This window comes from Magnetovibrio sp. PR-2, assembly GCF_036689815.1.
GTDB lineage: Bacteria > Pseudomonadota > Alphaproteobacteria > Rhodospirillales > Magnetovibrionaceae > Magnetovibrio.
In genome coordinates this window covers 1-21,747 of sequence record NZ_JBAHUR010000019.1, presented here as the reverse complement: position 1 = coordinate 21,747, position 21,747 = coordinate 1, and the positions used below count along the sequence as shown (strand labels likewise).

The 21,747-nt window shown below is 52.0% G+C and carries 17 protein-coding genes and 1 pseudogene; 3 read left to right on the top strand and 15 right to left on the bottom strand.

Going from position 1 to position 21,747, the window contains the following annotated elements; translation table 11 throughout:
• Position 1 precedes the first annotated feature (1 nt).
• The 6 genes and pseudogenes from V5T82_RS16810 to V5T82_RS16785 form a co-directional block, all read right to left on the bottom strand.
• Entirely contained in the window at positions 2-1,222 is a 1,221-nt protein-coding gene (locus V5T82_RS16810) for a hypothetical protein (protein WP_332896830.1), read from the bottom strand.
• On the bottom strand, positions 1,222-2,916 hold the full coding sequence (locus tag V5T82_RS16805; protein WP_332896829.1) for a hypothetical protein: 1,695 nt from the start codon (positions 2,914-2,916) through the stop codon (positions 1,222-1,224). The genes V5T82_RS16810 and V5T82_RS16805 overlap by 1 nt, the downstream gene beginning before the upstream one ends.
• Complete coding sequence (locus tag V5T82_RS16800; RefSeq protein WP_332896828.1) at positions 2,913-3,755, bottom strand: hypothetical protein; 843 nt, start codon at positions 3,753-3,755, stop codon at positions 2,913-2,915. The genes V5T82_RS16805 and V5T82_RS16800 overlap by 4 nt, the downstream gene beginning before the upstream one ends.
• A gap of 202 nt (positions 3,756-3,957) precedes the next feature.
• Positions 3,958-4,350: pseudogene (locus tag V5T82_RS16795) on the bottom strand (GTP-binding protein); the annotation flags it as partial.
• A gap of 181 nt (positions 4,351-4,531) precedes the next feature.
• On the bottom strand, positions 4,532-4,771 hold the full coding sequence (locus tag V5T82_RS16790) for a hypothetical protein (protein ID WP_332896827.1): 240 nt from the start codon (positions 4,769-4,771) through the stop codon (positions 4,532-4,534).
• 33 nt (positions 4,772-4,804) lie between these two features.
• Positions 4,805-5,185 (bottom strand): transporter substrate-binding protein, encoded by a 381-nt coding sequence (locus V5T82_RS16785; RefSeq protein ID WP_332896826.1) that lies wholly within the window; start codon positions 5,183-5,185, stop codon positions 4,805-4,807.
• A 149-nt stretch (positions 5,186-5,334) separates the two neighbouring features.
• On the opposite strand from V5T82_RS16785, the gene V5T82_RS16780 reads away from it, so the two are divergent.
• Positions 5,335-6,822, top strand: a complete 1,488-nt coding sequence (locus tag V5T82_RS16780) for a protein adenylyltransferase SelO (protein WP_332896825.1) — start codon at positions 5,335-5,337, stop codon at positions 6,820-6,822.
• Here the strand turns inward: V5T82_RS16780 and V5T82_RS16775 are convergent.
• Complete coding sequence (locus V5T82_RS16775) at positions 6,819-7,664, bottom strand: GNAT family N-acetyltransferase (RefSeq protein WP_332896824.1); 846 nt, start codon at positions 7,662-7,664, stop codon at positions 6,819-6,821. The genes V5T82_RS16780 and V5T82_RS16775 overlap by 4 nt on opposite strands.
• Positions 7,665-8,320: 656 nt before the next feature.
• Between V5T82_RS16775 and phnN the strand changes: the two genes are divergently transcribed.
• On the top strand, positions 8,321-8,878 hold the full coding sequence (gene phnN / locus V5T82_RS16770; RefSeq protein ID WP_332896823.1) for a phosphonate metabolism protein/1,5-bisphosphokinase (PRPP-forming) PhnN: 558 nt from the start codon (positions 8,321-8,323) through the stop codon (positions 8,876-8,878).
• Positions 8,879-8,905: 27 nt separating this feature from the next.
• Here the strand turns inward: phnN and V5T82_RS16765 are convergent, their stop codons facing one another.
• The 8 genes from V5T82_RS16765 to V5T82_RS16730 all read right to left on the bottom strand — a co-directional run bounded on the left by V5T82_RS16765 (position 8,906) and on the right by V5T82_RS16730 (position 21,054).
• Positions 8,906-12,763: a DUF3683 domain-containing protein gene (locus tag V5T82_RS16765; RefSeq protein ID WP_332896822.1), complete on the bottom strand. Its 3,858-nt coding sequence runs from the start codon at positions 12,761-12,763 to the stop codon at positions 8,906-8,908.
• Between the two features lie 206 nt (positions 12,764-12,969).
• A complete protein-coding gene (locus V5T82_RS16760) occupies positions 12,970-13,554 on the bottom strand; it encodes a cell wall hydrolase (protein ID WP_332896821.1) in 585 nt (194 codons plus the stop codon).
• Positions 13,555-13,858: 304 nt separating this feature from the next.
• Positions 13,859-14,146: a hypothetical protein gene (locus V5T82_RS16755; RefSeq protein WP_332896820.1), complete on the bottom strand. Its 288-nt coding sequence runs from the start codon at positions 14,144-14,146 to the stop codon at positions 13,859-13,861.
• A gap of 733 nt (positions 14,147-14,879) precedes the next feature.
• Positions 14,880-16,187 (bottom strand): hypothetical protein, encoded by a 1,308-nt coding sequence (locus V5T82_RS16750; protein ID WP_332896819.1) that lies wholly within the window; start codon positions 16,185-16,187, stop codon positions 14,880-14,882.
• A gap of 41 nt (positions 16,188-16,228) precedes the next feature.
• Positions 16,229-16,828: a hypothetical protein gene (locus tag V5T82_RS16745; RefSeq protein ID WP_332896818.1), complete on the bottom strand. Its 600-nt coding sequence runs from the start codon at positions 16,826-16,828 to the stop codon at positions 16,229-16,231.
• A gap of 9 nt (positions 16,829-16,837) precedes the next feature.
• Positions 16,838-17,497 carry a hypothetical protein gene (locus V5T82_RS16740; protein ID WP_332896817.1) on the bottom strand — a complete coding sequence of 220 codons (660 nt, stop codon included), beginning with the start codon at positions 17,495-17,497 and terminating at the stop codon, positions 16,838-16,840.
• 12 nt (positions 17,498-17,509) lie between these two features.
• Positions 17,510-19,288: a UvrD-helicase domain-containing protein gene (locus V5T82_RS16735; protein ID WP_332896816.1), complete on the bottom strand. Its 1,779-nt coding sequence runs from the start codon at positions 19,286-19,288 to the stop codon at positions 17,510-17,512.
• The gene (locus V5T82_RS16730) at positions 19,285-21,054 is read right to left on the bottom strand and encodes an ATP-dependent nuclease (RefSeq protein WP_332896864.1); all 1,770 of its coding nucleotides are present in this window, start codon (positions 21,052-21,054) and stop codon (positions 19,285-19,287) included. Before V5T82_RS16730 ends, V5T82_RS16735 begins: the two co-directional genes overlap by 4 nt.
• Before the next feature lie 395 nt (positions 21,055-21,449).
• Here V5T82_RS16730 and V5T82_RS16725 point away from each other — a divergent pair.
• Positions 21,450-21,747 (top strand): hypothetical protein (locus V5T82_RS16725; protein ID WP_332896815.1); only part of this gene is annotated, 298 nt, incomplete at its 3' end.

Below are 21,747 nucleotides of genomic sequence, written 5' to 3'. Positions count from 1 at the left end.
ACTATCGATCCACCACAGCCACGAAGCTATATTTCGGCTTATGGGGGGGTCCGTTCACCCCCGGCTTTAAGACAACTCCATAGATGATCTGGCTAATAACCATTTCAATAATGTCACCATTTTTTGGCCCACCCGCTTGATCTTCAACCAAACCGTCGACGACGCCGCGATAGCTACATGTTCGGCTGCCGCATGTCATCATGCCTTTTACAGGAGCACTCATCGTGCCGCCGGGGCGAAAGACGGTTAACCAATCAATCATTTCCTTACCGCCATTGTTGCGCATGGTCAGATCCAGTTTAATCTCAATACCCTTATCATCTAACGCACCGGCGGGGCCTAAATAGCCCTTGGCGTGAAGGATAACGGGCAGGCCTGCGGGAACACTATTCCCTGCCATGCCTGGAGAGCCAAGGTCCATGCCAAAGGACGCCAGTTTGCCTCCCGCACCAGATAACAAACCCTTCCAATACTTCAGGTACAACTCGGCAACCCTGCTGGATTGATCACGCGGAAGCGTTTGGTTGTCGACGCAGAAAGCGTGAGTTTCAACCCTTTGTAGGTTCAAATCATTGATTGTAATACGGGACTTCTGGTTAACCACAGCACCGGGCACCTGGCGTTGACCACTGGCCCCCTGCTCGTGGGCGTACAAATTGGCGCAAACAAATAGACGGGAGATCGTATCGCGATTGTCCGTCAATTCAGTAACGCCATACAAGGCATTCAACAAGGTCGACAACTTCGGTGAGTATCCATCACTAGATGGCACCCCCGCAAGCTCCACCAAATTTCGAAGAGAAGCCGATAACTGCTGTGTTGCGAGCTGGCGCTTGTCGTCTGCTAAATCAAATGGATCTCTCCCGGCCGGAGCTGCCCTGGATTTTGGGCCAATGGTGCACCCACGAATGTGGTACTGGAACCGTGATGGATTGTCGAAACGACTATCAAACACCAAAATGTGATAGCCTTCACCGTCGACCAAACCGTTGGGGCCAAGTATGCCAGACGGCTGCAGAACCGCGCGTTCAAATTCTTTGCGGGCTTGTGCCACACTGGCCAAATCTATCAAGACAATTGTCTGACGCGTGACCGTAGGGTCGCATTCTTCGATGAACACGGAAGCTTCCCGTTCAGCCCGCGGGGAGGCCGTAGGAACATTGGGTAAAATCGTCATTGCACATAGAAAAAACGCAACGGCACGGATGGCAGACAACGGCATTATACTCCCTCCTCTTTACCGAGATTCAAATATGGATCGATTGCCTGAGATGTCGTTTCATTCTTTTGACCGCCCCAAACCATTGCGGTTGCAGAGACCAGCGGAACTTGCAAGCTTAATCGTGTGTGAGGCCGGCTTACCAATTTGTCCAAGAGGTCGCCATTCGATCCTAGATATGTTGGATTCGGGTCAGCACGCTCAAAATCGGCATCTCCACTGCGTGGGACTTTGATATATTTTGGTTCATGAATTTTAAGTTCAGCGCACAATAAACGTTCAAATGCGTCGTGAAAAATCATGCACGCCTTGTTGGTAAATTGGGCTACGCAGCTGTAGACAACTGCAGGGCTCGTATCATTTAATCCGTTTCGTTGCCCTTCAACCCGTGCAGCTATTCCCTTTAGGTTCTGCTCAATATTTTGTTGCACCGTCTCATTTTCTTTAATTTGTGCATCTACCGTTTCATAGTCCTCTTTGGCTTGTGCCAAGGCACTTTGCCAGCGCACCTCACGCTCAGCGAGTTTCGTTTCCGTTTGACTAAGTTCTGGAAAGCTTGGGTGATAGCGGTAGGCGTTTGTGATGGCTACAGCAATCAACAAGACATTCGCAAAAGGCAATGCCCAAAACACCGGATCCAGTGCGGAAAACCCCGTTATATTGACTGCGCCAGTCATTTCTAACGGTGCCGTTACGTTATCCGCGACGCCGCTCAAATTCTCACGTACACGTGCGGTTTGTTCTGCAGCATCTTGAAACAAACCGGTCAAACTGTCCCAAATAGAGCTCACCAAACCGTTCAAATCAGACAAGCGGGGCAAAATCAAAAAGGCTATTCCCGAGCCTAAAAAAAACATCACAAAAAAGCTGGCCGTGGTAAACGGGCGGTACAACCGATTGAATCGGAATGGCCCCAACACTGCGTTCTCAAACACACGGGCATTGTTTTCAGCGTTCTCATTGGTACTTGTCACGCCATGTTTTAACAAGCCACCCGCCAAATGCGCGGCAATGCCAAAGAACACCACGATTAGGGCCGCAAAAAAGAAACTGACAAACCCTGTTTTTCCCAAGTAGCCCTTCAATATCCAAAAATTGACGACGCTATCTACGATAAAAAGTCCGCTGGCAATCAAAATGTATTTCAGTAACGAACCTGATGCATAGCCATCGTTATCGACTGTTTGTTGTTCGACGAAGCGTTCCTTGACCTGAAGATAATCGGAAAGCTCCGGATCGGCTTTTTCATGTGAGCAATCTTCGCGTAACGCTTCAAGGCGCCGTTTCAATTTTTTCTTGCGAACCAATAGATCCAATGTTGACGGCTTACCTTGGAGTAGTTCATTCGCCTTGTTTCCGATGTTCTCAAATTCGAGAAGTGTGCGTTTTCGCCAGCTGTCCCAATACTGAACTCTTTCAATAGCCGGATCCAATATACCGGTCACCATGCCAAGCGAAAAGCCATGCTTGTCCACGGGAATTTGAAGTTGCTCAGGAGATGTCAACGCGGGCCGACGCCGAATTATATCTTGTGCCGCTTTTCGGCCCAGACTGTCGGCATTGCCGATTACCTCTTTCATCTCGGCTTCTAGACGCATACGTGTGCCGTTATGCTCCTCAACCTCAGCCTCAAGCCGTTGGGCCTCCTGGCTGAGTTCTTCATAGGCCTTACGGTGTTCTGTCAAACCCCAAATCATCGTCGAGCTGCGTCCTTTGCCAAGCCTTCAATGGTTCTCCTCTTGAGGATGTAAAAGTTGTAGATCTCAGGCGCGATGCTTTTCAGGTCATACTCTTTAAAGGCGTCCCAATCTTCTCCCTTACCATATGATTTCGGTGTCAAAGAGATGACTTGTCGCTTTTGTTCCTGCTCAATTTCACCAAGCTGCCCCTGAACCTTTTTTGCTTGTTCGGTAATCGCGGTGATTTTTTCCATGCTTTCCTCAGGAGGGGCGCTGCCTTCAATGATCTCTTGCTTCAAGACGTTGATTTCGTTGTTCAGCCGCACAATGGTGGCACCGACATCTTCGACATTCTTCGCACTGTTCGGCGAAAGAAAGGCATCGATTTCAGAACCCAATTCGAGCAATTTATAATCCAGCTCCATAATTAGTTTTTTAAGGTTTTGAAAGTTTTCAGTATTTTGACGAACTAAGGTGCTTTCGACGCTGGCGCGCTCTTGTGCTTTGCGCAGATCCTCAGCTGCGCGGGCCTCTGCCTCACGCTTTTGACGTTCGATTTCTAGACGAGCGGCGAGTTCTTTACGCCGCTGAGCCTCCAGCTCTTGTGCACGACGGCGCTGCGCCTCCAGCTCTGCATTTAGCCGACGCTCTTCTTCTGCGACACGTCTGTCTTTTGCATCTCTTTCGCGCTTAAATTCCTCGATTATTATTTTGAACTCGCGTTCACGCTCCAGTCTTTCAAGACTGGCTTTCTGATCTCTCTTGGCTATTTCTTCGCGAATCTCGTTGGCTGTTGGCCCGCAAGACGTCACAAAAAGGAGTAGAAAACCCGAAATGAGTATTCGGAAATTGGACATGGAGAGCACCGCACGCACAAAATCAATAAAAACACTGTTAAGTTGCTTCCGACAATATGTACTCTTTATTCGTGCGTCAACACTATTCAGCTAATATAACTACTTATAGGTGTGCCGCGCTAATCTATACTGAGCCGAGCACATCCCAACAGCGGTGTCTAAACCGCCGCCAAGGGATTATGCGCCCTCAAGGTCTAGGCGATTAGCCAGCCGTTTTCGTTTTGATTTCGCGTTGTTCTAACCCGCCGGTCTCGATGATGAAGTCGATGATCTCATCCACGCCGTCGCCTTTTTCGACGTTGGCGAAAACAAAGGGGCGGTCTTTTCGCATTTTTTTGGCGTCACGGTCCATAACGTCCAAGTTTGCACCGACCAGCGGGGCCAGCTCGATTTTATTGATGACCAGCAAATCCGAACGGGTGATGCCTGGGCCGCCTTTGCGCGGGATCTTTTCGCCTGCGCAAACATCGATCACATAGATCGTAATGTCGGCGAGTTCGGGGGAGAACGTGGCGGACAAGTTGTCACCCCCGGATTCCACAAATACAGCTTCCAACTCCGGAAACTTTTGCGACATATCCTTCACCGCTAACAATTACGCCCCAAAATCGCGCCAGCGATGAGCTTTGATCGAAGAGCAAAGAGCACCGTGCACGATTGGGATTCTGCACAGAGCATGGACAAAGCCATGACTTCCGGCAGAAAATCCCTAACTTGCCAAGGGGAGTGCCCCCTTGGAACCCGAACATCAATGAGCCATGAGCAAAGACGAAACCTCACCCAACCCTGAAGACGAAAACGCAGAGCACGCCCAGGACAGCACCCCTGATCGTGCTGAGAAGATGCGCGTTTATCGTAAGCAGTATTGGAAGCGGTTTCACAAAACCCGCAAGCGGGTTTATGGCACATTGACCAGCGATGAATACGCCAATATCGAACGGCGCGCTGAGGAAGCCGGTCGCGCCGTTGATGGTGTTGAAAATAACATCCGGCCGCTTGGTCACGATGTCGTTCACAATGGCCGAGAAATCCCGCCCGCCCAGCGGCACCTAGGCCTCACCAATAACTTCGCCTCGCAGGGCGGAGACCTTTTGATCGTCGATGAGTTTCTCGACCTCTTCGGCAAACACATCCCAATCCGACCAGCCGTCAATCAAGATCGGTTCGACCTTGCGGCCCAGAACATCGCCGTTTTCATTGAGCTGATCCACCGCAAACAAAGTCGCAAACGCCACCGCCTTTTCCGAAACCGCCATGGTGCCGGACATGGAGTGCAACACCCCAACCTTGATCGGCGTCCTGTTTTCAAGCTTGCGAACACCAAACAGATACGGCGTCAGCTGCGCCAAAACCATCCCCATGATGGCAACGAGTGCTGCAAACAAATAAAGCCGGTGGCGTTCTGTGAAGACTTTGGATTGGGGTGCCATAATGCCGTTCCAAGAAAGGGGGTCCGTCATATGAGTGGAACGGCCCAGCTGACAAACGTTTTTTGAACCCGGTCCCCCCAGAGACCTTAAGGGCTTTATTTTCCCCCGGCGGTATTGAACACGCGTCGGACGCGCTTAAGTATGAAGGTATGACAGCACCCCTCCTCCCCCCCTATGACGATACCCAACCCGCCCGGTTCGACAACAGCTACGCCCGACTGCCAGATGCGTTCTACAGCCGGATTGACCCAACGCCCGTGCGCGCACCGCAACTGATCAAAGTCAACACCGGGCTTGCCCGCGCATTTAACATTGATGACGGCTTCTTGTGCTCTCCCGCCGGTGTCAGCGTGTTGTCCGGTAACCTCATCCCCGCAACCGCGACGCCGTTGGCAATGGCCTATGCAGGTCACCAGTTCGGCAACTTTGTCCCCCAACTGGGCGATGGACGTGCGGTGTTGCTGGGCGAAGTCGCGGACGACACAGGACAATTGTTCGATATTCACCTGAAAGGTGCTGGGCGCACACCCTATTCACGCAACGGGGACGGACGCGCGTGGCTGGGTCCTGTTTTGCGGGAATACGTTCTCAGCGAAGCCATGGCCGCTTTGGGCATTCCCACCACGCGGGCTTTGGCCGCGCTCAGCACGGGCGAAGACGTGGTGCGCGAAGAGGTCCTGCCCGGTGCCCTGATCGTGCGCATGGCGCAGGGGCATGTGCGTGTTGGCACATTTGAATATTTTGCAGCCAAGGGCGATTTGACTTCACTCAAAACATTGGCCGATTACGCCATTGACCGCTTTTATCCCAATTGCCGGGAGGCGGATCAGCCTTACTTGGCCCTGTTTGAATCCGTCTTGGACCGCCAAGCCCGTCTGGTCGCCCAATGGATGGGCATCGGGTTTATCCACGGGGTCATGAACACCGACAACATGTCGATCAGTGGAGAAACCATCGATTACGGCCCCTGCGCGTTCATGGACGCCTACCACCCGAAAACCGTTTTTAGCTACATCGATCAGATGGGGCGTTACGCGTTCGCCAACCAAGCGCCCATCGCCAAATGGAACTTATCGCGCTTAGCCGCATCGTTAATCCCGATTTTGCACGATGACGAAACCAAAGCCCAAGACATGGCGCAAGCCGCCTTGGACACCTTTGAAGACGTGCACGAAGCCTACTGGACCCAGGTCTTTAATGCGAAGTTGGGCTTGGCGAAAATACAGCCCGAAGATTCCCGACTGGCGCGGACGTTGCTCCATGAAATGGCCCGAAGCGGTGCGGACTTTACCTTGCTGTTTCGCGGACTAGCCGATGGCGCTGATGCTGTGCGCGGCATGTTCAAGAATGTAGAGGCCTTCGACGCCTGGGCTAAATCTTGGCAAGACCGGTTACACCAAGAAAGCCGGACGCCCGAAGAAGTTCGACAGACGATGATGCGAGCCAACCCCGCCTTTATCCCACGCAACCACCGCATTGAAGAGATGATCGAAAAAGCCCGTGACGGCGACTTCACCCTGTTTGAAGACCTTGTGAACTGCTTGTCCAAACCCTTCGATGATCAGGCCGCGTTCAAGACGCTTCAAAATCCGCCAAAGCCGGATGAAATCGTTCACCTGACATTTTGCGGCACTTAAACACAGGGTGCTAAGGGCTCGGGAGTGGTCATCACGGGTTCTGCCGGATTGTGCGGGGCAAAGCTGTCCGCTTGGGGCGTGTAATGATCCAAGTACTTGCGTGTGATGGCTTGTGTGTCGATAACGATGTTCGTCATGATCGTGTTGAACTGATGATCAATCACGGCTCCATCCCCAACGACACAGCCGACGCGCAAATAGCCTTTGATCAAGGGGGGCAACTCGCGAAAAGCCTGGCGCGCATCGATGGTGTCTTTGTCCATCATGTTCATTTCGACACTGTGCTTGGTACGCGCCCGCGTTCGGATTTTTGTAGGCGCCAAATGGTGATGGTACAGATACGACAAAGGCAGCTTCACTTCATCGGGATCGGTCCCCGGAAACGATGCGCAGCCGAACAGGTAGCGCACACCCTGGTCAAAAATGTACTGCGCAAGCCCCCGCCACAACAGTTGGATGGTGCCGCGCGATCGGTAATCGCTGTCGATACATGAGCGCCCCAGTTCAAGAATATCTTCGCGCCCCCGCACCAACTGGGTGAGATCAAATTCATTTTGTGAATAAAACCCGTCATGCGTTTCGGCAACTTCACCTTTCAGCAGCCGATAGCTTCCAACCACACTTGGATCTTTGGCGGTGCCGCGTTCCGTGTCGATCACCAATAAGTGGTCACACCGCTCATCATAACGATCGACATCGCGTCGGCAGGCCGCCAAAAAGGCGCTGGGTTTTGCGCCCATCTCTTCATAAAACACGCGATAGCGAAGCCCTTGTGAGGCATCAACCTCACGCGCCGTCTGCGCCAAGCGCACTTCTAAACCGTTCACACGCAAGGGACGCATATGTTTTTCCCTTAACGAATCACAAAAGTCCATTTTGGATAGGGTCTACCCGAAACGTTTTAGAAACATGACTGCACGGCTACTCTTGTATGTCTGTTTCGTTTTAGGATTGTGTCAGGGGGCTGCGCTTAATCCTCAGCGACGGCTTTTTGCAAGAGCGCGGTTAAGCTTTTCTGCTCGGATTTCATGAGATTGCTCAATATCCCTGACTGTAGCGCTTTGACCTTTGGGTGGATCTGGACTTGTTCAAAGCCGGTGTTTTGTCTAAGGCCTCCAGCGTTGCATATTGCACGGGTGTCATGTCAAAACCTGCGTCTTGCATATGCTGTTGACACAGCTGTGTGCAAATTTGATGCAATCGACGGATCAAGTGACCCGGCATATCCGTTAACGCCATGTGAGCTCCATACCTAAAATAAACCGTAGCAATCCTAAGCGGAATTTATTTTGGCCATCCTTTTTAGTATGTACACATCGTTTTTCGAGCTGATCTGTCACTGAGCCAAGGGGCTTTGATGGCTGCGCTTGCCCTGCACCACTTGGTGCGTCTGGTCGGCTTAAACACTTCAGTCACAAAAGGGTCATATAATTGAGATTGTCATCCGGCCTGTGGCTTGGCATGAAATGATGCAGCACAAACTAACCACGGAACCCCCATGCCCCAACAACGCGGAACTTTATATTTGGTCGTCGGCCCCAGTGGTGCCGGCAAGGACAGTCTCATCGACGGGGCCAAAGCCGAACTTGTCGGCAATGGGCAGTACGTTTTCCCGCGCCGCTACATCACCCGCCCCGCCGATGCAGGTGGCGAAGACCACATACCCGTCGCGACAGAGATGTTTGAAACCATGCTCCAACGCGGCGATATGGTTCTGGAATGGCACGCCCACAAACTGCGTTATGGTGTTCCCGCCGCTGTGCAAGACCATTTGGAGCAAGGGCGCAATGTTGTCGTCAATGTCTCGCGCACCGTTGTGGAGGAAGCCCGTCAACAGCTTCAGCCTATGAAAGTACTCTACATCAACGTTTCGGAGGACATCTTGGCAGAACGCTTAAAAGCGCGCGGCCGGGAATCAGCGTCTGACATCAAACGCAGGGTCGAACGGGCACAGGCTTATCAGCTCGACGGTGAAGACGTGATTATGATCGACAATGGCGGTGCCTTGGAAAGCTCGATCTCTACATTTTTAACAGCGATTAACGTCAAAGCCTAACCCCCACCTCGGCGGTCTTGCCGTTCGTTAAAGCACCACGTATTCCACGCCGCCATTTCGGGCGTCGTTCAAGAAATCACGTTGCCAGTTTTCGCCCAACATTTTGCGCGCCAGTTCGACGACCATAAATTCGGCGTCCGGGGCATTTTCGAAACGGGACAAACCTTGTAAACACGACGGGCAAGCGGTCAGAACCTTTTGCGGCGCCTTGCCGGTTTGCGCTTGATTATCCAAAGCCGCGGCCGCAATAGAGTTGGCTTTCGAATACTTCACTTGAGTTGAAATATCCGGACGGCTGACGGCAAAGGTTCCGGACTCGCCACAGCAGCGCTCCGTCAGTTTTGTCGGCTGGCCCATCAATTCGGACGCAACCTCCATCGGGTCGTAGTGCGAGAACGGCGTGTGACACGGGTCATGGAACAGATAACCGGCCTCACCCTCTTGCGCCTGCAGCTTCACGTTCTTTTCAAACAAGAATTCGTGGATGTCCATCAGGCGTGAGCCCGGGAAAATTTGGTCAAACGCATAGCCTGTCAATTGCTTGTGGCACGTTCCGCACGACACGATCACGTTTTTGATGTCCAGATAGCCCAAAATGTTGGCGACCCGGTGGAACTGCACCCGGTTGGACGTGGCGATGGATTGGCCCAACGCCGCGTCGCCCGCACTTTTTTGTGGGAAGCCACAGCAGTTCTGGCTGGGCGGCAAAACCACCTGAACACCTTGAGCGTTAAGCATGGCGATGGTCGCCAAAGACACGTGACTGAACAATCGCTCGCACCCACAGCCCGGAAAATAGAACACGGCTTCACGTGCGTCTTTGGGCAGGCCCAAAGGCTTAATCACGGGGATGCTGGCCCCATCGTCGCGCAGTTCCAAGAAATCGCGTGCAGTGCGGTTGGGGACTTTGTCCAGCGGCAAGGGCGTGCGCAGCATGTTGGACAACTGCTTGGACAGGGGGGCCGCGCCCGTCGTTGCTAACGGCTCGGCGTCTTCTTTCAAGGCACCTGTGGCTTTGGCAATGGTGCTCATCAGGTTTTGGCCCGCATAGCCGCCACGGATAAAGCCCGAGCGGATCACGCGAATGGCTTTGTCGTTACTGGTGGTCAAAAATGCCATGGCCAACTTTGCGCCGATGGCCGTTTGCTTTTTACCCCGACTGAGCAAAATCTCGCGCATCTTCACGGTCACGTCGCCAAAGTCGATGTTGACCGGACACGGTACCTCGCATTTGTTGCAGACCGTGCAGTGATCGGCCACGTCGTTCAAGACGTCAAAATGGTGCTGCGACACGCCACGGCGCGTTTGTTCTTCGTACAAGAACGCTTCGATGATCAAACCCAATGACAAAATTTTGTTGCGCGGCGAATAAAGCAAATTCGCCCCCGGCACGTGGGTCGAGCAGACTTCTTTACACTTGCCACAGCGCAAGCAATGACGCGTCATATCGTTCAAGATTTCGAACGCGCTGTCTTTCATGATCAACGCTTCTTGCTGCACCAAACGCAACGACGGCGTATAGGCTTCGTGATGTTTCGATTGTGCCATCAACTTGCCGCGGTTGAACCGGCCTTCGGGGTCGACCTTTTCTTTGTAAATGCGGAAGTCTTCGATCTTTTCCGGCTCCAGATAATCGAATTTGGTGAGCCCAATCCCGTGTTCGCCCGAGATCACGCCGCCCAGGTCTTGGGCCAGATGCATGATGCGATCAACCAGGTGTTCCGCTTCTTGCAGCATGGCATAGTCGTTTGAGTTTACCGGAATGTTGGTGTGGACGTTGCCATCGCCCGCGTGCATATGAAGGGCCACGAACAGACGGCTCGACAAGACATCCTTGTGAATTTCGTCAATCGCGTCGCGAAACGCGGTCCACTGATCGCCTGCCCAGATGCTTTTGAGGGGCCGTTCGATTTCTTCACGATACGAAATGCGAATGTCGCCGCGCAGCATCAACCGTTCAATGGAGAGCCCCTTCCAATCGTCTGGAAGGTGGCCCGGATCTGGGGCATAGTGCGGCAGATACGTGCAACTTTCCGCCGTGCCATCCAAGTTGTGTAAAACCGACGTCCAGCGCTCGGCCACCATTTCCAAAAGCTGGAGCGAGGTTTCTTTTTTACCCGCCAAAATATCGGCGTTGACCCCTGCACCGACCAGCTCTTTGGGCAGCACGTCCATAAACGAGCCTTGGTCCAAATAGCTTTCCAGAGCTTCCAACAGACGGATTTTATTGGTGATGGATTGTTCGATGTTGAAGCGCTCAATCCCTTCGGAATAGTCCGCCATGCGCTCAATGGGGATGACGACGTCTTCGTTGATTTTAAACGCGTTGGTGTGCGCGGCAATCGCAGCTGTGCGCGACCGGTCAGCCCAAAAACGTGCCCGCGCAGCGGGTTTGGTGGCAATAAAACCTTCGCCTTCGCGCTGCACCGTCAGCTCAACAATGTGTTTCGCCGCTTGCACGACGGCGGTTTCTTCTTCACCGACGATGTCGGCCACCAAAACCATTTTCAGCGGATCGTTGCGTTGTGATTTGGGGCTGTAGCCCACCGCGCGAATGTAGCGCTGGTCCAAGTGCTCCAGCCCCGCACAACCGACACCCGGCGTCTTTTTCAGATAATCCAGCGTTTCAACAATGGCCGGCACGGCACGGCCCAGCTCTTTGCCGTAAAATTCCAAACACAGCGTGCGGATGTGTTTCGGTTTGGGGTGTAGCACAAACACGGCGCTGGTGATCAGCCCGTCACACCCTTCTTTTTGCACGCCCGGAAGGCCACCCAAAAACTTATTGGTGACGTCTTTACCCAGACCCGGTTTGCGCACGTCTGCAGCTTTGAGCGTAATGACTTCGATGTCGCCTTTGGGGGTAACGCCATCCGCCGCAAAGTGTTCGACCTGGAATTGGACTTCATCCATGTCGTGGATTTTGCCCATGTTGTGATCCAGGCGGGTCACTTCAATCCAGTCGGCGTCGGGTGTGACCATGCGCCAAGACAACAGGTTGTCCAACGTGGTGCCCCACATGACGGCCTTTTTGCCGCCTGCGTTCATGGAGATGTTGCCGCCAATGGTCGAAGAATTTTGCGACGTCGGGTCGACGGCAAAAATGGCGTCGACCTTTTCTGCGGCCTCGGCCACACGTTTGGTCACGGCCCCGGCGCCGACGCGGATGGTGGACACAGGCTCTTCACGTCCGGGGATGGTGCGCACCTCGACCGGCTCAATGAAGTCCATCTTTTCGGTGTTGAGAACGGCCGTATCGGAATAGAGCGGCACCGCAGAACCCGTGTAGCCCGTACCGCCACCGCGCGGGATAACGGTCAGGCCCAGCTCGATACAGTCTTGCACCAGCGGCGCGATTTCGTCTTCCCGGCCCGGTGTCAACACCACCAGGGGATATTCCACACGCCAGTCGGTGGCGTCGGTCACATGGGCCACGCGCGCTTCGCCGCTGAAATCCACATGGTCTTTGCGGGTGTGGCGCTTGAAATGGCTTTCGACACGTCGGCGCAATTTCTTTTGGTTTTTGAGCCAGTCGTAAAAGTCCACAACGGCTTCGCGCGCACGGGCCGCCAGAAGTTGAACCTGTTCATTGTCTTGCGCGCGCTTGTCGATTTCATCTAGGCGGCGATACATGCCGTCTTCCAAATCACGCAGGCGCTTCGCATTGTCTTGCAAATCGTCTTGCACAAACGGATTGCGGCGCACGATCCAGATATCGCCCAAGACCTCAAACAGCATCCGCGCCGAGCGCCCCGTGCGGCGTTGTTCGCGCAGCCCATTGAGAACGTCCCACATCTCTTCGCCCAACAAACGAATGATGATTTCCCGGTCGGAATAGGATGTGTAGTTGTACGGTATTTCACGAATGCGCATGGCGGCCGACAATTTCAGTCCTTAATTGGACAGTCTGGGGAAGCGAAGGAAGCGCCATTACTACCCCTAAGTTTAGTCGGATTTCAAGCGGATTGGGCGAAAATTTCTTTGATTTCTAAGGGCTTTAGCCATGCTGAAGAGAGGGAGATTCGCCCCATTTTTGCTCAAGTCTCTGATCTCACAGCACTTTCGATGCTGCACATGCGAAATCAAAAACCTTAGAATAACGACGCGATAATCCGCTCGCCCAAACGGGTTTGCTCCAGATCGCGATTTTGCACCGGCATGGGGGAGTTGTCGGCAGACAAGGTCGGGTCTTTGAAAAAGATGTGCTGCCCGATTTTTCGGGTTTTGGTCATGCGCCCGGCCCAGCTGGGATTGACGTAGGTCGCGTGATAGAACAGCGCCCCATGTGTCGGGTCTTCGAGGCGCTCATCCAGGGCGGCTTGCGCAATGCGCACGGCCTCGTCCCAGGCGGTCCTGTCCGTGGGCGTATCTTTTTTACCGTCACACCACCAGGAAAACTGACAGCGATGACGGCGTTCGCCACCTTGACGCACCACGGAACAAATATCGTTGGGAAAGGCTTCGCTTTTGACACGATTGAGCGTCACGGCCGCCACAGCCTTTTGCCCCAGTTCGGATTCAGAACGGGCTTCCCAATAAACGTTCAACGCCAAGCACTGCTCTGCGCGCGGTTCATAAGATTTCGGCACGCTCGCAAACGACTGGTGCGCCAAATCGGCACCCAGGTACAGCGCAAAAAATGCAACCACAAAAGCAGGAAAACGGTCGATCCGCATGTCCTCACTCCGAACTCGGGGAAGTCCATAAGTTTCTAATTTAGCTTTATCTAATATACTGTACCCATATGTCCAGCGTTATTTTAGGTCGGATTGGGGAGGAAATGGCTAAGGTGTTGAAATATGAGTGAGGTTGGGGTGAAAAAAATCACAAAAAAGCCGGGCCCAATTGGACCCGGCTTTTGAATTGGCGGACAGGGAGGGATAATAATTATCTTTTAAAACAATTCACTATAATTGTTTTTTATATTTACCCACAAATAAGCCCACAAACAATACTCCTTTTGGCCTCACGTTATTCCGTTCAACCAAAGACACCAGCAACAAGTTCCCCCACACCCCAAATCACACCCAACACAACGGCAAGACCCAATGGCAATGAAAAAGCGGCTACCAATCCATCTCGCGTGTAAGTCACAAACATGCCCCACAAGAGACCTACGCCCAGAACGAAATAGACCACGTAGATATCGTAGCCCTTATATTCCATCCATTTCCACGCATCCTTCAAAAACAGTGTGACAACCACTACGCCAATGAATGCAAAGATGGCTAAAAGAGCAATGCCCTTATCGTTTTTACTGTCACTCATCTACGCCCTCCACGCTCACCTCTCGACGCAATCAAAAGACATGATCCAGCCTTCTGTGTGGATCAATCGAGCGTCCTTGCCATATTGCGCACAATGCTGAACGGCTATCCCCGTGGCCTGTTCATATGAACCATCGTGCTTAATGATCGCAGATGAGGGGCTTCCACTGATGAGCCTTCCTTGTGCTGTGCAGCCGACAAGCATAGGAACCACAAGCCCGAACACACATAGTGCTCTTACGGCCATCTTTGTTTTAGCAGTACGGATTTTCATAACACGTCCCCAGAGCATGCGGTGCGCCCACCGCATTTCGATACCTAACCTCTGGTGATCGGGGAGTTTGTAAACCGGATAAACACGGTCCCTACGGCCTTTAGTTCGAGGAACCTGGACATACGCCGCAGGCTCCCCGACCTCAAGGATCAGGGTTGCTCCGTTCCGGTCGGAGCAATACCGGTTTATCGGGGTTACAAAGCCCCAAAACAGCTGCGTCGGCTGTTCCGGCTATAGGATGGCAAATCGAGAAGAAAAACGGAAGAGATATCTGAGTGTTAGATGCAGCAATGCACAAGCCACCGTCATATTAATAACGCCTCATTGCTGCGCTTAGACATACTAGGTGGGGGGGTATTTTAGAGACCACTTCCGGGGGTGGGGGCACCCTTTTCACTGAGGCACCCGCAGATGACTGCAGATAATCACTGAAAAAGACCTAACATCGTCGCAGGCACTGCTAGGCCTTATCTTCCAGGATACTTGGTTTCCTGGTTTCCTTTGGGATCATACCCTTCGTTTTCGCCTCTGCAATTAGCTCCGCATTCGGATCGGCATGCTCTTTCAGAGCGTCTGCAAACATGACTTGGCGCAGGCATTTCGCGACAACCAACTCTAAGTCGTGAATTGGATCGGCCTCGTATGTATCAAAGTATTTCGCATACTTACGCGATTCATATACATCTGGAGCACCGCCATGTATGACGGAACCACGTAATTTCATGAGCAAACTTAAACGCTCATGTCGGATATGGGGCCCTAACACATTTCTAACGCCATCAATTACGGATTGGGTAGCGCCACCTGCATCCCCAAAAATTGCGTCTAAGGTCATGCAGAGGGTAGGAAACCGTTGTGAAGGCTCTTGACCCCAAGCTCTGTAAAAATATTCCAGCGCCTTAATCTGACGGCGCGTCACTTTGTCATTTGCAACTAGTTTTGTGGCAAGGATTTCCAGCCACTTGTGGTCTTCCTTAGTAATTTCGATATTGTGCATTAAAGGAGGAGTGTGGACATCTTCAAATGTCGTTGTTGCTCGATCTGTTATTGAACAGTACCCGCCGAACATCTTCCTTCCTGAAAACATATGCCGATATTGTGGCAAAGGTGTTAGGGCTATTGCCCCCAAAATCGCTGACTTCGTTTTAGTGGCGGTCTGCACCACAGGTGAGTGGACTCCTAACCAACAAGAAGGCTTGTTTTTGACACCTTCCCAATCACGAATTGGGGGAAATTGATCGGGCACGATATAATGTTCATCAACGCTCGAAGGAAGAAAGCCCTCAGTCAGGGAATTTGATGAAATAAGAAAATACGAATAGGCCTGGAAATTGGCATGCACTTTTACAGTAACAAGGGGGAAGAGGGTGAGATGGCTTTCGGGCTGAAAGATTTTTGAATTTGTGAGGACACTCACCAGGGTTAGCACGGTTTGTGGACGAACTTGTTCTGAATAGGGGCCTTGATTGCGCGACAAAAATACGTCGTCGGCTAAATACCAAAAGTTTTCTATTACAAAGTCTTGCAACATGTTTGAAATATCGCTTGCTGCAAGATGTCTAAGGTGGGGAGGCCCCTTCTGGCGCACGAGCGATGCAACACGCATAAGCTTGCTTGGGTCAAAGTAAACCTCGGTCCCCATACGTTTATCCCAATCAGGAGCCCCTGGTTTACCGAACATAAAGGATGCAAGGAGGCCATCTCCTGGTTTGGAGGACATTGCCTCTAATATTAATTTAATTGCTTGGAGAGATAGGGCATCTGACATCTGGTTATCTCAATAACATCTGGTTCCCAATTATCCCGAATTCAGTCTTCAGTAGTTGAGTATATCTGATGGATAATTGCCGATGTCGCTTGCAGGGCCATTAACGATGGTGGCAAATTGAGAAGAGTTGTGCCCCCATGAGCGAAAGAATTTCTGAAGGTAGATATAATCTTCGGGAGCATTTGGCAGTATTCAACTCCGTTCGGATCTAGGCTATCTGCTATAGGAGTGTGTTTAAGATGAGGGAATCCCCCGTCTCGAAGAAAGCCTTTTTTGATTGCTTTCTGAAGCAGCACAGATAGACCATCCCTCCGCTTATTGAATTTAATACCGAGTTCTTCAAACCTAGTCCGCAGCGCTAGCTCAAGTGTTGCATATGCCTGGGCTTGTGCCGGGGATGTGAACCTATAGACATACCAAGAGTAGATGTACAAGTTTCTGGAAACGTCAAACTGAACACGGATATCCTCGGGACAATGTTCTGGAATATCGTATTCATTGACCCAGTCTCTGAACATTTCAGCTGAGATGGGTTGACCTGCAAACAGATGGGGGGCGTCCAAGTTTCTTTGATCCGCCTTAAACATATCAGCAGCTATGCGAAATTCTTCGGTCGGATTTTCACGTGAATGATGGCCCATTGTATAAACTCAGCTATTGTAATCGTTGCCCCTCTTTAACTCGGCTTTGATTTGCGCACCGTACCAATCACGAGCTTCCAAAAGTTTCCTTCTTAGGCCGGGGTATTCAGAATCTAAGAGTGCGATAATTCTAGCCTTCTCATTCCCTTCCTGTAGCCATTTTACTCTTACAGCCTCAAAGGCATTCGTGCCCAAAGCATTTAATCTATAACTCCAATAATCAGCCGCTACGTACTTGTGGGGTTCCAGGAAACCCCAATGTTTCAGAGTCTCAACAGCCATCCGTGTGCGTGCGAAATCTTCTGGGGTACAAGTGACATCCTGATTAGGGGAAGGTTTCAGTGCTTTTCGAACAGCGTAACAAATCTCCCCATAGTTTCGGGCCAACCTTCCATCGATGTTTTGTTCGTTATTGATTTGAAGGAATAGTCCTACTTCCGTGGCCCACGGTGTATCCGCCTCCAGAACTATTCGTGACAAAATTGGTTTCCATTTTTCTTGAGTTGCACCACTTAGCAGAGCTTTTACTCCGTATACTTCTAGAGCGACTTCGCGAACGGGTATGTGCCCTGTGGCAACAAGAAACCCAATCATGCCGATAAGAACGCAGGCCTTGAGAAAGCTGTAAACCAGCTTAGGCTGAAAAAAATCTGAAAGTTTGAGCGACATGGATATCTCCACTTACTGCGTTAGATCGTGCCGTTCCCATTGCACACCTGCTGCATCCAAAATTGAGGTCAAGCGTCTTGAGTACGCCGACGGAACTGCGATGCCCGCAAGATTCTTAGCGCGTGTGATCGCCACGTAAGCAACACGTTTCGCCTCATCGCCCTCGCGTTCCTCCCAGGCATGAAAGAGTTGTTCCGTATAGTTCTGCGGCGCTCGGTTGGGTTGGATCACAAAACAGACAGCGTCATACTCTCGCCCCTTTGCTTCATGAACGGTGGCACAGGGGAGTGAGCTCTGTTGATCATTCTCCTGGAGAGCCTTGCTCCAGTCTGTGTTGCCTCGGCTTGAAAAAAAGCTCCTGATGGTTTGGCCCTGCGGCAGTTCCAGATTGAGACCCACCGTGGAGGCACGTAGGGCTTCAAGCCATGTTGCGCGCCCATCATCAGTGTGAGCACAAGCTTTCGGTAGCGATGTAAGTAGAGTAAGTGCCGTGCGACGAAGTTCTCGTTCGCTTAGGTTGTTGCGCTCAATCGCTTTGCTCAAGGGCTGGTTATCTTCGACCATACCCGTGAGTTGAAGGATGAGTTTCTCAACAGTCCTGAGCGCATATTCGCGTGTCTTGTTTGACCCAGCTGAAGACCAATATGCGCCAACAGCCACCGCCATTTGGGCCGTTTTTGCTCCACTATTTGACGTGCTGCCCCCTTTCCCCGCCGCCCGGATAGCGGCACTACGTCCATGTGACAGGATATACGTTTGATCAATAGAAATTCCGCGCTCCAGGGCCAGAGCGGAAAAGGACTGCCCAATAGCGGGTTGGATAGATGCGCCATATTCCAGTATTTGAATTGGCGTTTGGATATCCCGGCTCGCACCTAGAGTGTCATCGGGTTCCTCTCGTGCGCGTAGGGTGGCCGCAAGCCGGCAAATGCTTGGGCTGCTGCGAAAGTTTCCGGTCAAGCTAAGCTGATTGGCCGCAGAATAGGTCTGCCTGAATTCCCCGAGTTCAGACGGCATTCCGTGGCGAAATTGATAAATCGCTTGGTCTGGATCACAAACGACTGTGACGGGTATTCCTCCTGCCTTAAGCAGTTCCAATAAAGCTAGATCAACGTCATTGCTGTCCTGGGCCTCATCTACGATAATTTCGGAAAAACGAGCAGAGAGAGCATCCTGCCAAGCTTGCTCCCAGCCTTCGCGGCCAAGGTTTTCTATTGCTACAACTCGAGCATCTGCCGAACTTAATGTGCCGTTTCGACGCAGTGCGTTACGTCTAGCAAGGGCCGCGTTTTCAAACCGGTCCTGGTACTGCTGGACGTGACGCTGAAGTGCATCATTATTTATTTTGGTGAAGTCAATTGTCCCATCAACTGCACTAAATTTATCCAGAGAGACGCCAGCATAAAAGGCAGCTTCCCCAGATAGCCGGATGTCATCAATCCCAAGTGTTTTCCAGCTATCAACAATGTGTGGCCGAGCATGCACCCCGGGTATCCCCGCAGGCATTACGAAAAAATGCCGGATAAACGCATCAAAGGTGCCAATGAACCCCGGGTGTCGGAGTGAGCTTTCCAGTCCTATGGAAAAACAACGCTCCTTGAATTCATCGACAGCGGTATTGGTGAAAGACAGGACCGCGATCCCCTTGCGCGGGGGCAAGGTTAAGCTGAGCCTGTGAATTCGCGAAACAATAGCTCTGGTTTTCCCCGCGCCCGGGCAAGCTTCAACAAAAGCCTCGCCAGCATGATCGACGAACGCCTGTTGCTCATCGGTCAAAGCAGGAAGCGTCATTCCGTCACCACCGCATTAATGGCTTGGAGAAGATAGTCAGGAACTGTGACGGCCTCCCCCTCTTGGATCATTTGCGCGAGATGTTGAGCGAAGTCCCCTTTGCGCGTTTGCTTGTCGGCAAGAAGCTCTACAAACGCATCAGCGCGACAGGCATCGTCCCCGAAAATCTCGACATCTTCCTGCCAGCGATGTTCGGACTGAGGGTAAATCTCAATGAACACCTTCTTCAACAAAGCTTCGTTGCCTGCCAAAAAAAGTTCATGCTCAAGCGTGCGCTGGTTAACGTGCACACTTAGCTTCTCTCGCGATCCGAAGGAGTTCGCCAGCGCTTCGAGTTCGTCCTGCCGGTTTCCTGGAACCGATGGATCGGCATCCGTGACGATGACAACGTGATCCGCCACATGCTGCCCGTCGTGCTGACGAAGCAGCATCTCAACATAGGGCTTGAAATCAACGCCTTCAATGGAGGCAAGCACCGCCCCTTGAAAGCGTTTCCACGAGGCAGGTGCTTTCTGAAAAACAACGTGCTTCGCAAAAACCGGGACGAGCAGCGCTTCCGCAATGCCCTCGACCAGCAAAACACGTCCGCCGAACAGCATTGCTGATCGGGTAACGTCTAGATATCGACTCACCTTGTTCAGCGTTTTGTCGTCCACCCCAAGCTCCGCAATTGGCACGCAAGCAGTGCGGTGCGCGGGAGGCTCAACGGTGTCATCCTTAATCGGTCGAACCACGACAAGGTGCTTGGGCGAAACCCATGCGGTCAGATTGGGGGAATGTGTGGTGACGATAACTTGGATACGGCCTTCGGGCTCCCCTGGGACCAATGGACGTTCCCTCGACTTCTTGGCTTGGCCCAACAAGAAGTCCAAAACCAGCATTTGAAGTTGAGGGTGAAGGTGTGCCTCAGGCTCTTCGACCAGGAATAATGTGAGATCAGCTTCCCGTGCCTTCGCCAGTTCGACGATGACGGTTGCCATGTAAAGCAGATTTGCATACCCGAGGCCCGACATGCGGATTTCTTCCAAAGTCAAACCTGCATCGGCTATCCGGAACCGAAGGTCGCGAGCAACATCAAAAAGGGTCTCTGTCTTAAAGCCCAGTTCGGCAGCATGTGGCCTTACGCCACTGGTTAAATCGGTAAGGGCGTTGCCAATCGCGGTGTTTATGTCAGTCACGACAGGGTGCGGGGCAGCATCGTCTCTTTGATAATGGTTCTTAAAATTCTCCTCCTCGTCTTCCGCGAGGAAGTGTTGGATTAAAGTGGTAACCCGCGTAGCACTCCCCGAACCCAAGGCTTGTTGTGCATCGCGCAATGGCGGCAAGTAGACATGGCGGATCAAGTCCCTTGAGCCGGGCTCTGGGCTTGTTTCCTGGAATTTCCCAGCCCAGTAGGTGGAGCGCCCACGCGCGCTCTTGCCCGCTTCTGTGTCATGGCGAATTCCAAATATAGCTAGGTCCTGCGTCGGATCGGGGACCGCGCTGATGAGCAGCCCCTTTTGGGCCACGCTCAGACCGGAAAAGTGCCCTTCAATCAGAAAGTTGGTTTCAGTGCTACCCCGCTGAAGATCATCAGGCTCAGGATACCGGTCACGCCGCCCGTTCAACGGGGGCGTCAGCAGGCGAAGAGCATCAATCAGGTTTGACTTGCCACCACTGTTGGGACCAACAAGAACCGCAAGATCAGGTTGCAGCTTTACTTTCGTAAGCTTGCAGGATTTGAAGCGTGTCAATATCAACGTGTCGAGGTGCACGGCAGCTTCCATCAAGAGAATCGATCATTTTGTTAATTTTCTCTCGTGATGGCAGGGCAAGACAAGGGCTGATTATCCACAACACGCTTACCTTACAACTGTAAGGATGTATTGATGCCTTGGTTTTCTGCAATTTTCAGGTACATTTATGACCATGTAAATCTGCCAAGTCCATCAAAAGGTGTGGCCGAACACATGCAGACATCAATTTCTTATAAGCATCAACCAGACCCATTTTGTAAGAAGACGAATAAAAACCTGGGAAACTGTACTAAATGACAAGTGTATTTCGATCACGAGCGGCTGGTTAGTGGCGACCATCGCATTGACCGAAATCATCTGCCAATGGCTCCTAGAAACTCTTCAATACGTGACGCTTGTACGGATAAGGAACAGAGGGCTACAGCATGAGACCACGTCGACTTCCCAAAAACGAATTCCTGTCCAGCCTAATTAGAACGGCATATTTCCCGGAGGAAGTACCACCTGTCTTAACAACAAAGACCTTCTCTGAATACTGCAAATTGGACTTCTCGTATCTTGAACCTGAACGCCGCCGACTAAGCAAATTAAACACTGACTTTGAGACCTATACCGTCCCAAGAACAGTTGAAGGGCGACGAAACCTGGCTATTGTCAATCCGCTCGCCCAACTCGGCCTTTCACTTGCAATTACGGAAAACAAAAAGGCCATTGGAGATATGG

Excerpts from the sequence above, each read along its gene's own strand:
- V5T82_RS16810 (WP_332896830.1), bottom strand. The coding sequence starts at position 1,222 with ATGCCGTTGTCTGCCATCCGTGCCGTTGCGTTTTTTCTATGTGCAATG.
- V5T82_RS16805 (WP_332896829.1), bottom strand. The coding sequence starts at position 2,916 with ATGATTTGGGGTTTGACAGAACACCGTAAGGCCTATGAAGAACTCAGC.
- V5T82_RS16800 (WP_332896828.1), bottom strand. The coding sequence starts at position 3,755 with ATGTCCAATTTCCGAATACTCATTTCGGGTTTTCTACTCCTTTTTGTG.
- V5T82_RS16785 (WP_332896826.1), bottom strand. The coding sequence starts at position 5,185 with ATGGCACCCCAATCCAAAGTCTTCACAGAACGCCACCGGCTTTATTTG.
- V5T82_RS16780 (WP_332896825.1), top strand. The coding sequence starts at position 5,335 with ATGACAGCACCCCTCCTCCCCCCCTATGACGATACCCAACCCGCCCGG.
- V5T82_RS16775 (WP_332896824.1), bottom strand. The coding sequence starts at position 7,664 with ATGCGTCCCTTGCGTGTGAACGGTTTAGAAGTGCGCTTGGCGCAGACG.
- phnN (WP_332896823.1), top strand. The coding sequence starts at position 8,321 with ATGCCCCAACAACGCGGAACTTTATATTTGGTCGTCGGCCCCAGTGGT.
- V5T82_RS16760 (WP_332896821.1), bottom strand. The coding sequence starts at position 13,554 with ATGCGGATCGACCGTTTTCCTGCTTTTGTGGTTGCATTTTTTGCGCTG.
- V5T82_RS16755 (WP_332896820.1), bottom strand. The coding sequence starts at position 14,146 with ATGAGTGACAGTAAAAACGATAAGGGCATTGCTCTTTTAGCCATCTTT.
- V5T82_RS16750 (WP_332896819.1), bottom strand. The coding sequence starts at position 16,187 with ATGTCAGATGCCCTATCTCTCCAAGCAATTAAATTAATATTAGAGGCA.
- V5T82_RS16745 (WP_332896818.1), bottom strand. The coding sequence starts at position 16,828 with ATGGGCCATCATTCACGTGAAAATCCGACCGAAGAATTTCGCATAGCT.
- V5T82_RS16740 (WP_332896817.1), bottom strand. The coding sequence starts at position 17,497 with ATGTCGCTCAAACTTTCAGATTTTTTTCAGCCTAAGCTGGTTTACAGC.
- V5T82_RS16735 (WP_332896816.1), bottom strand. The coding sequence starts at position 19,288 with ATGACGCTTCCTGCTTTGACCGATGAGCAACAGGCGTTCGTCGATCAT.
- V5T82_RS16730 (WP_332896864.1), bottom strand. The coding sequence starts at position 21,054 with ATGGAAGCTGCCGTGCACCTCGACACGTTGATATTGACACGCTTCAAA.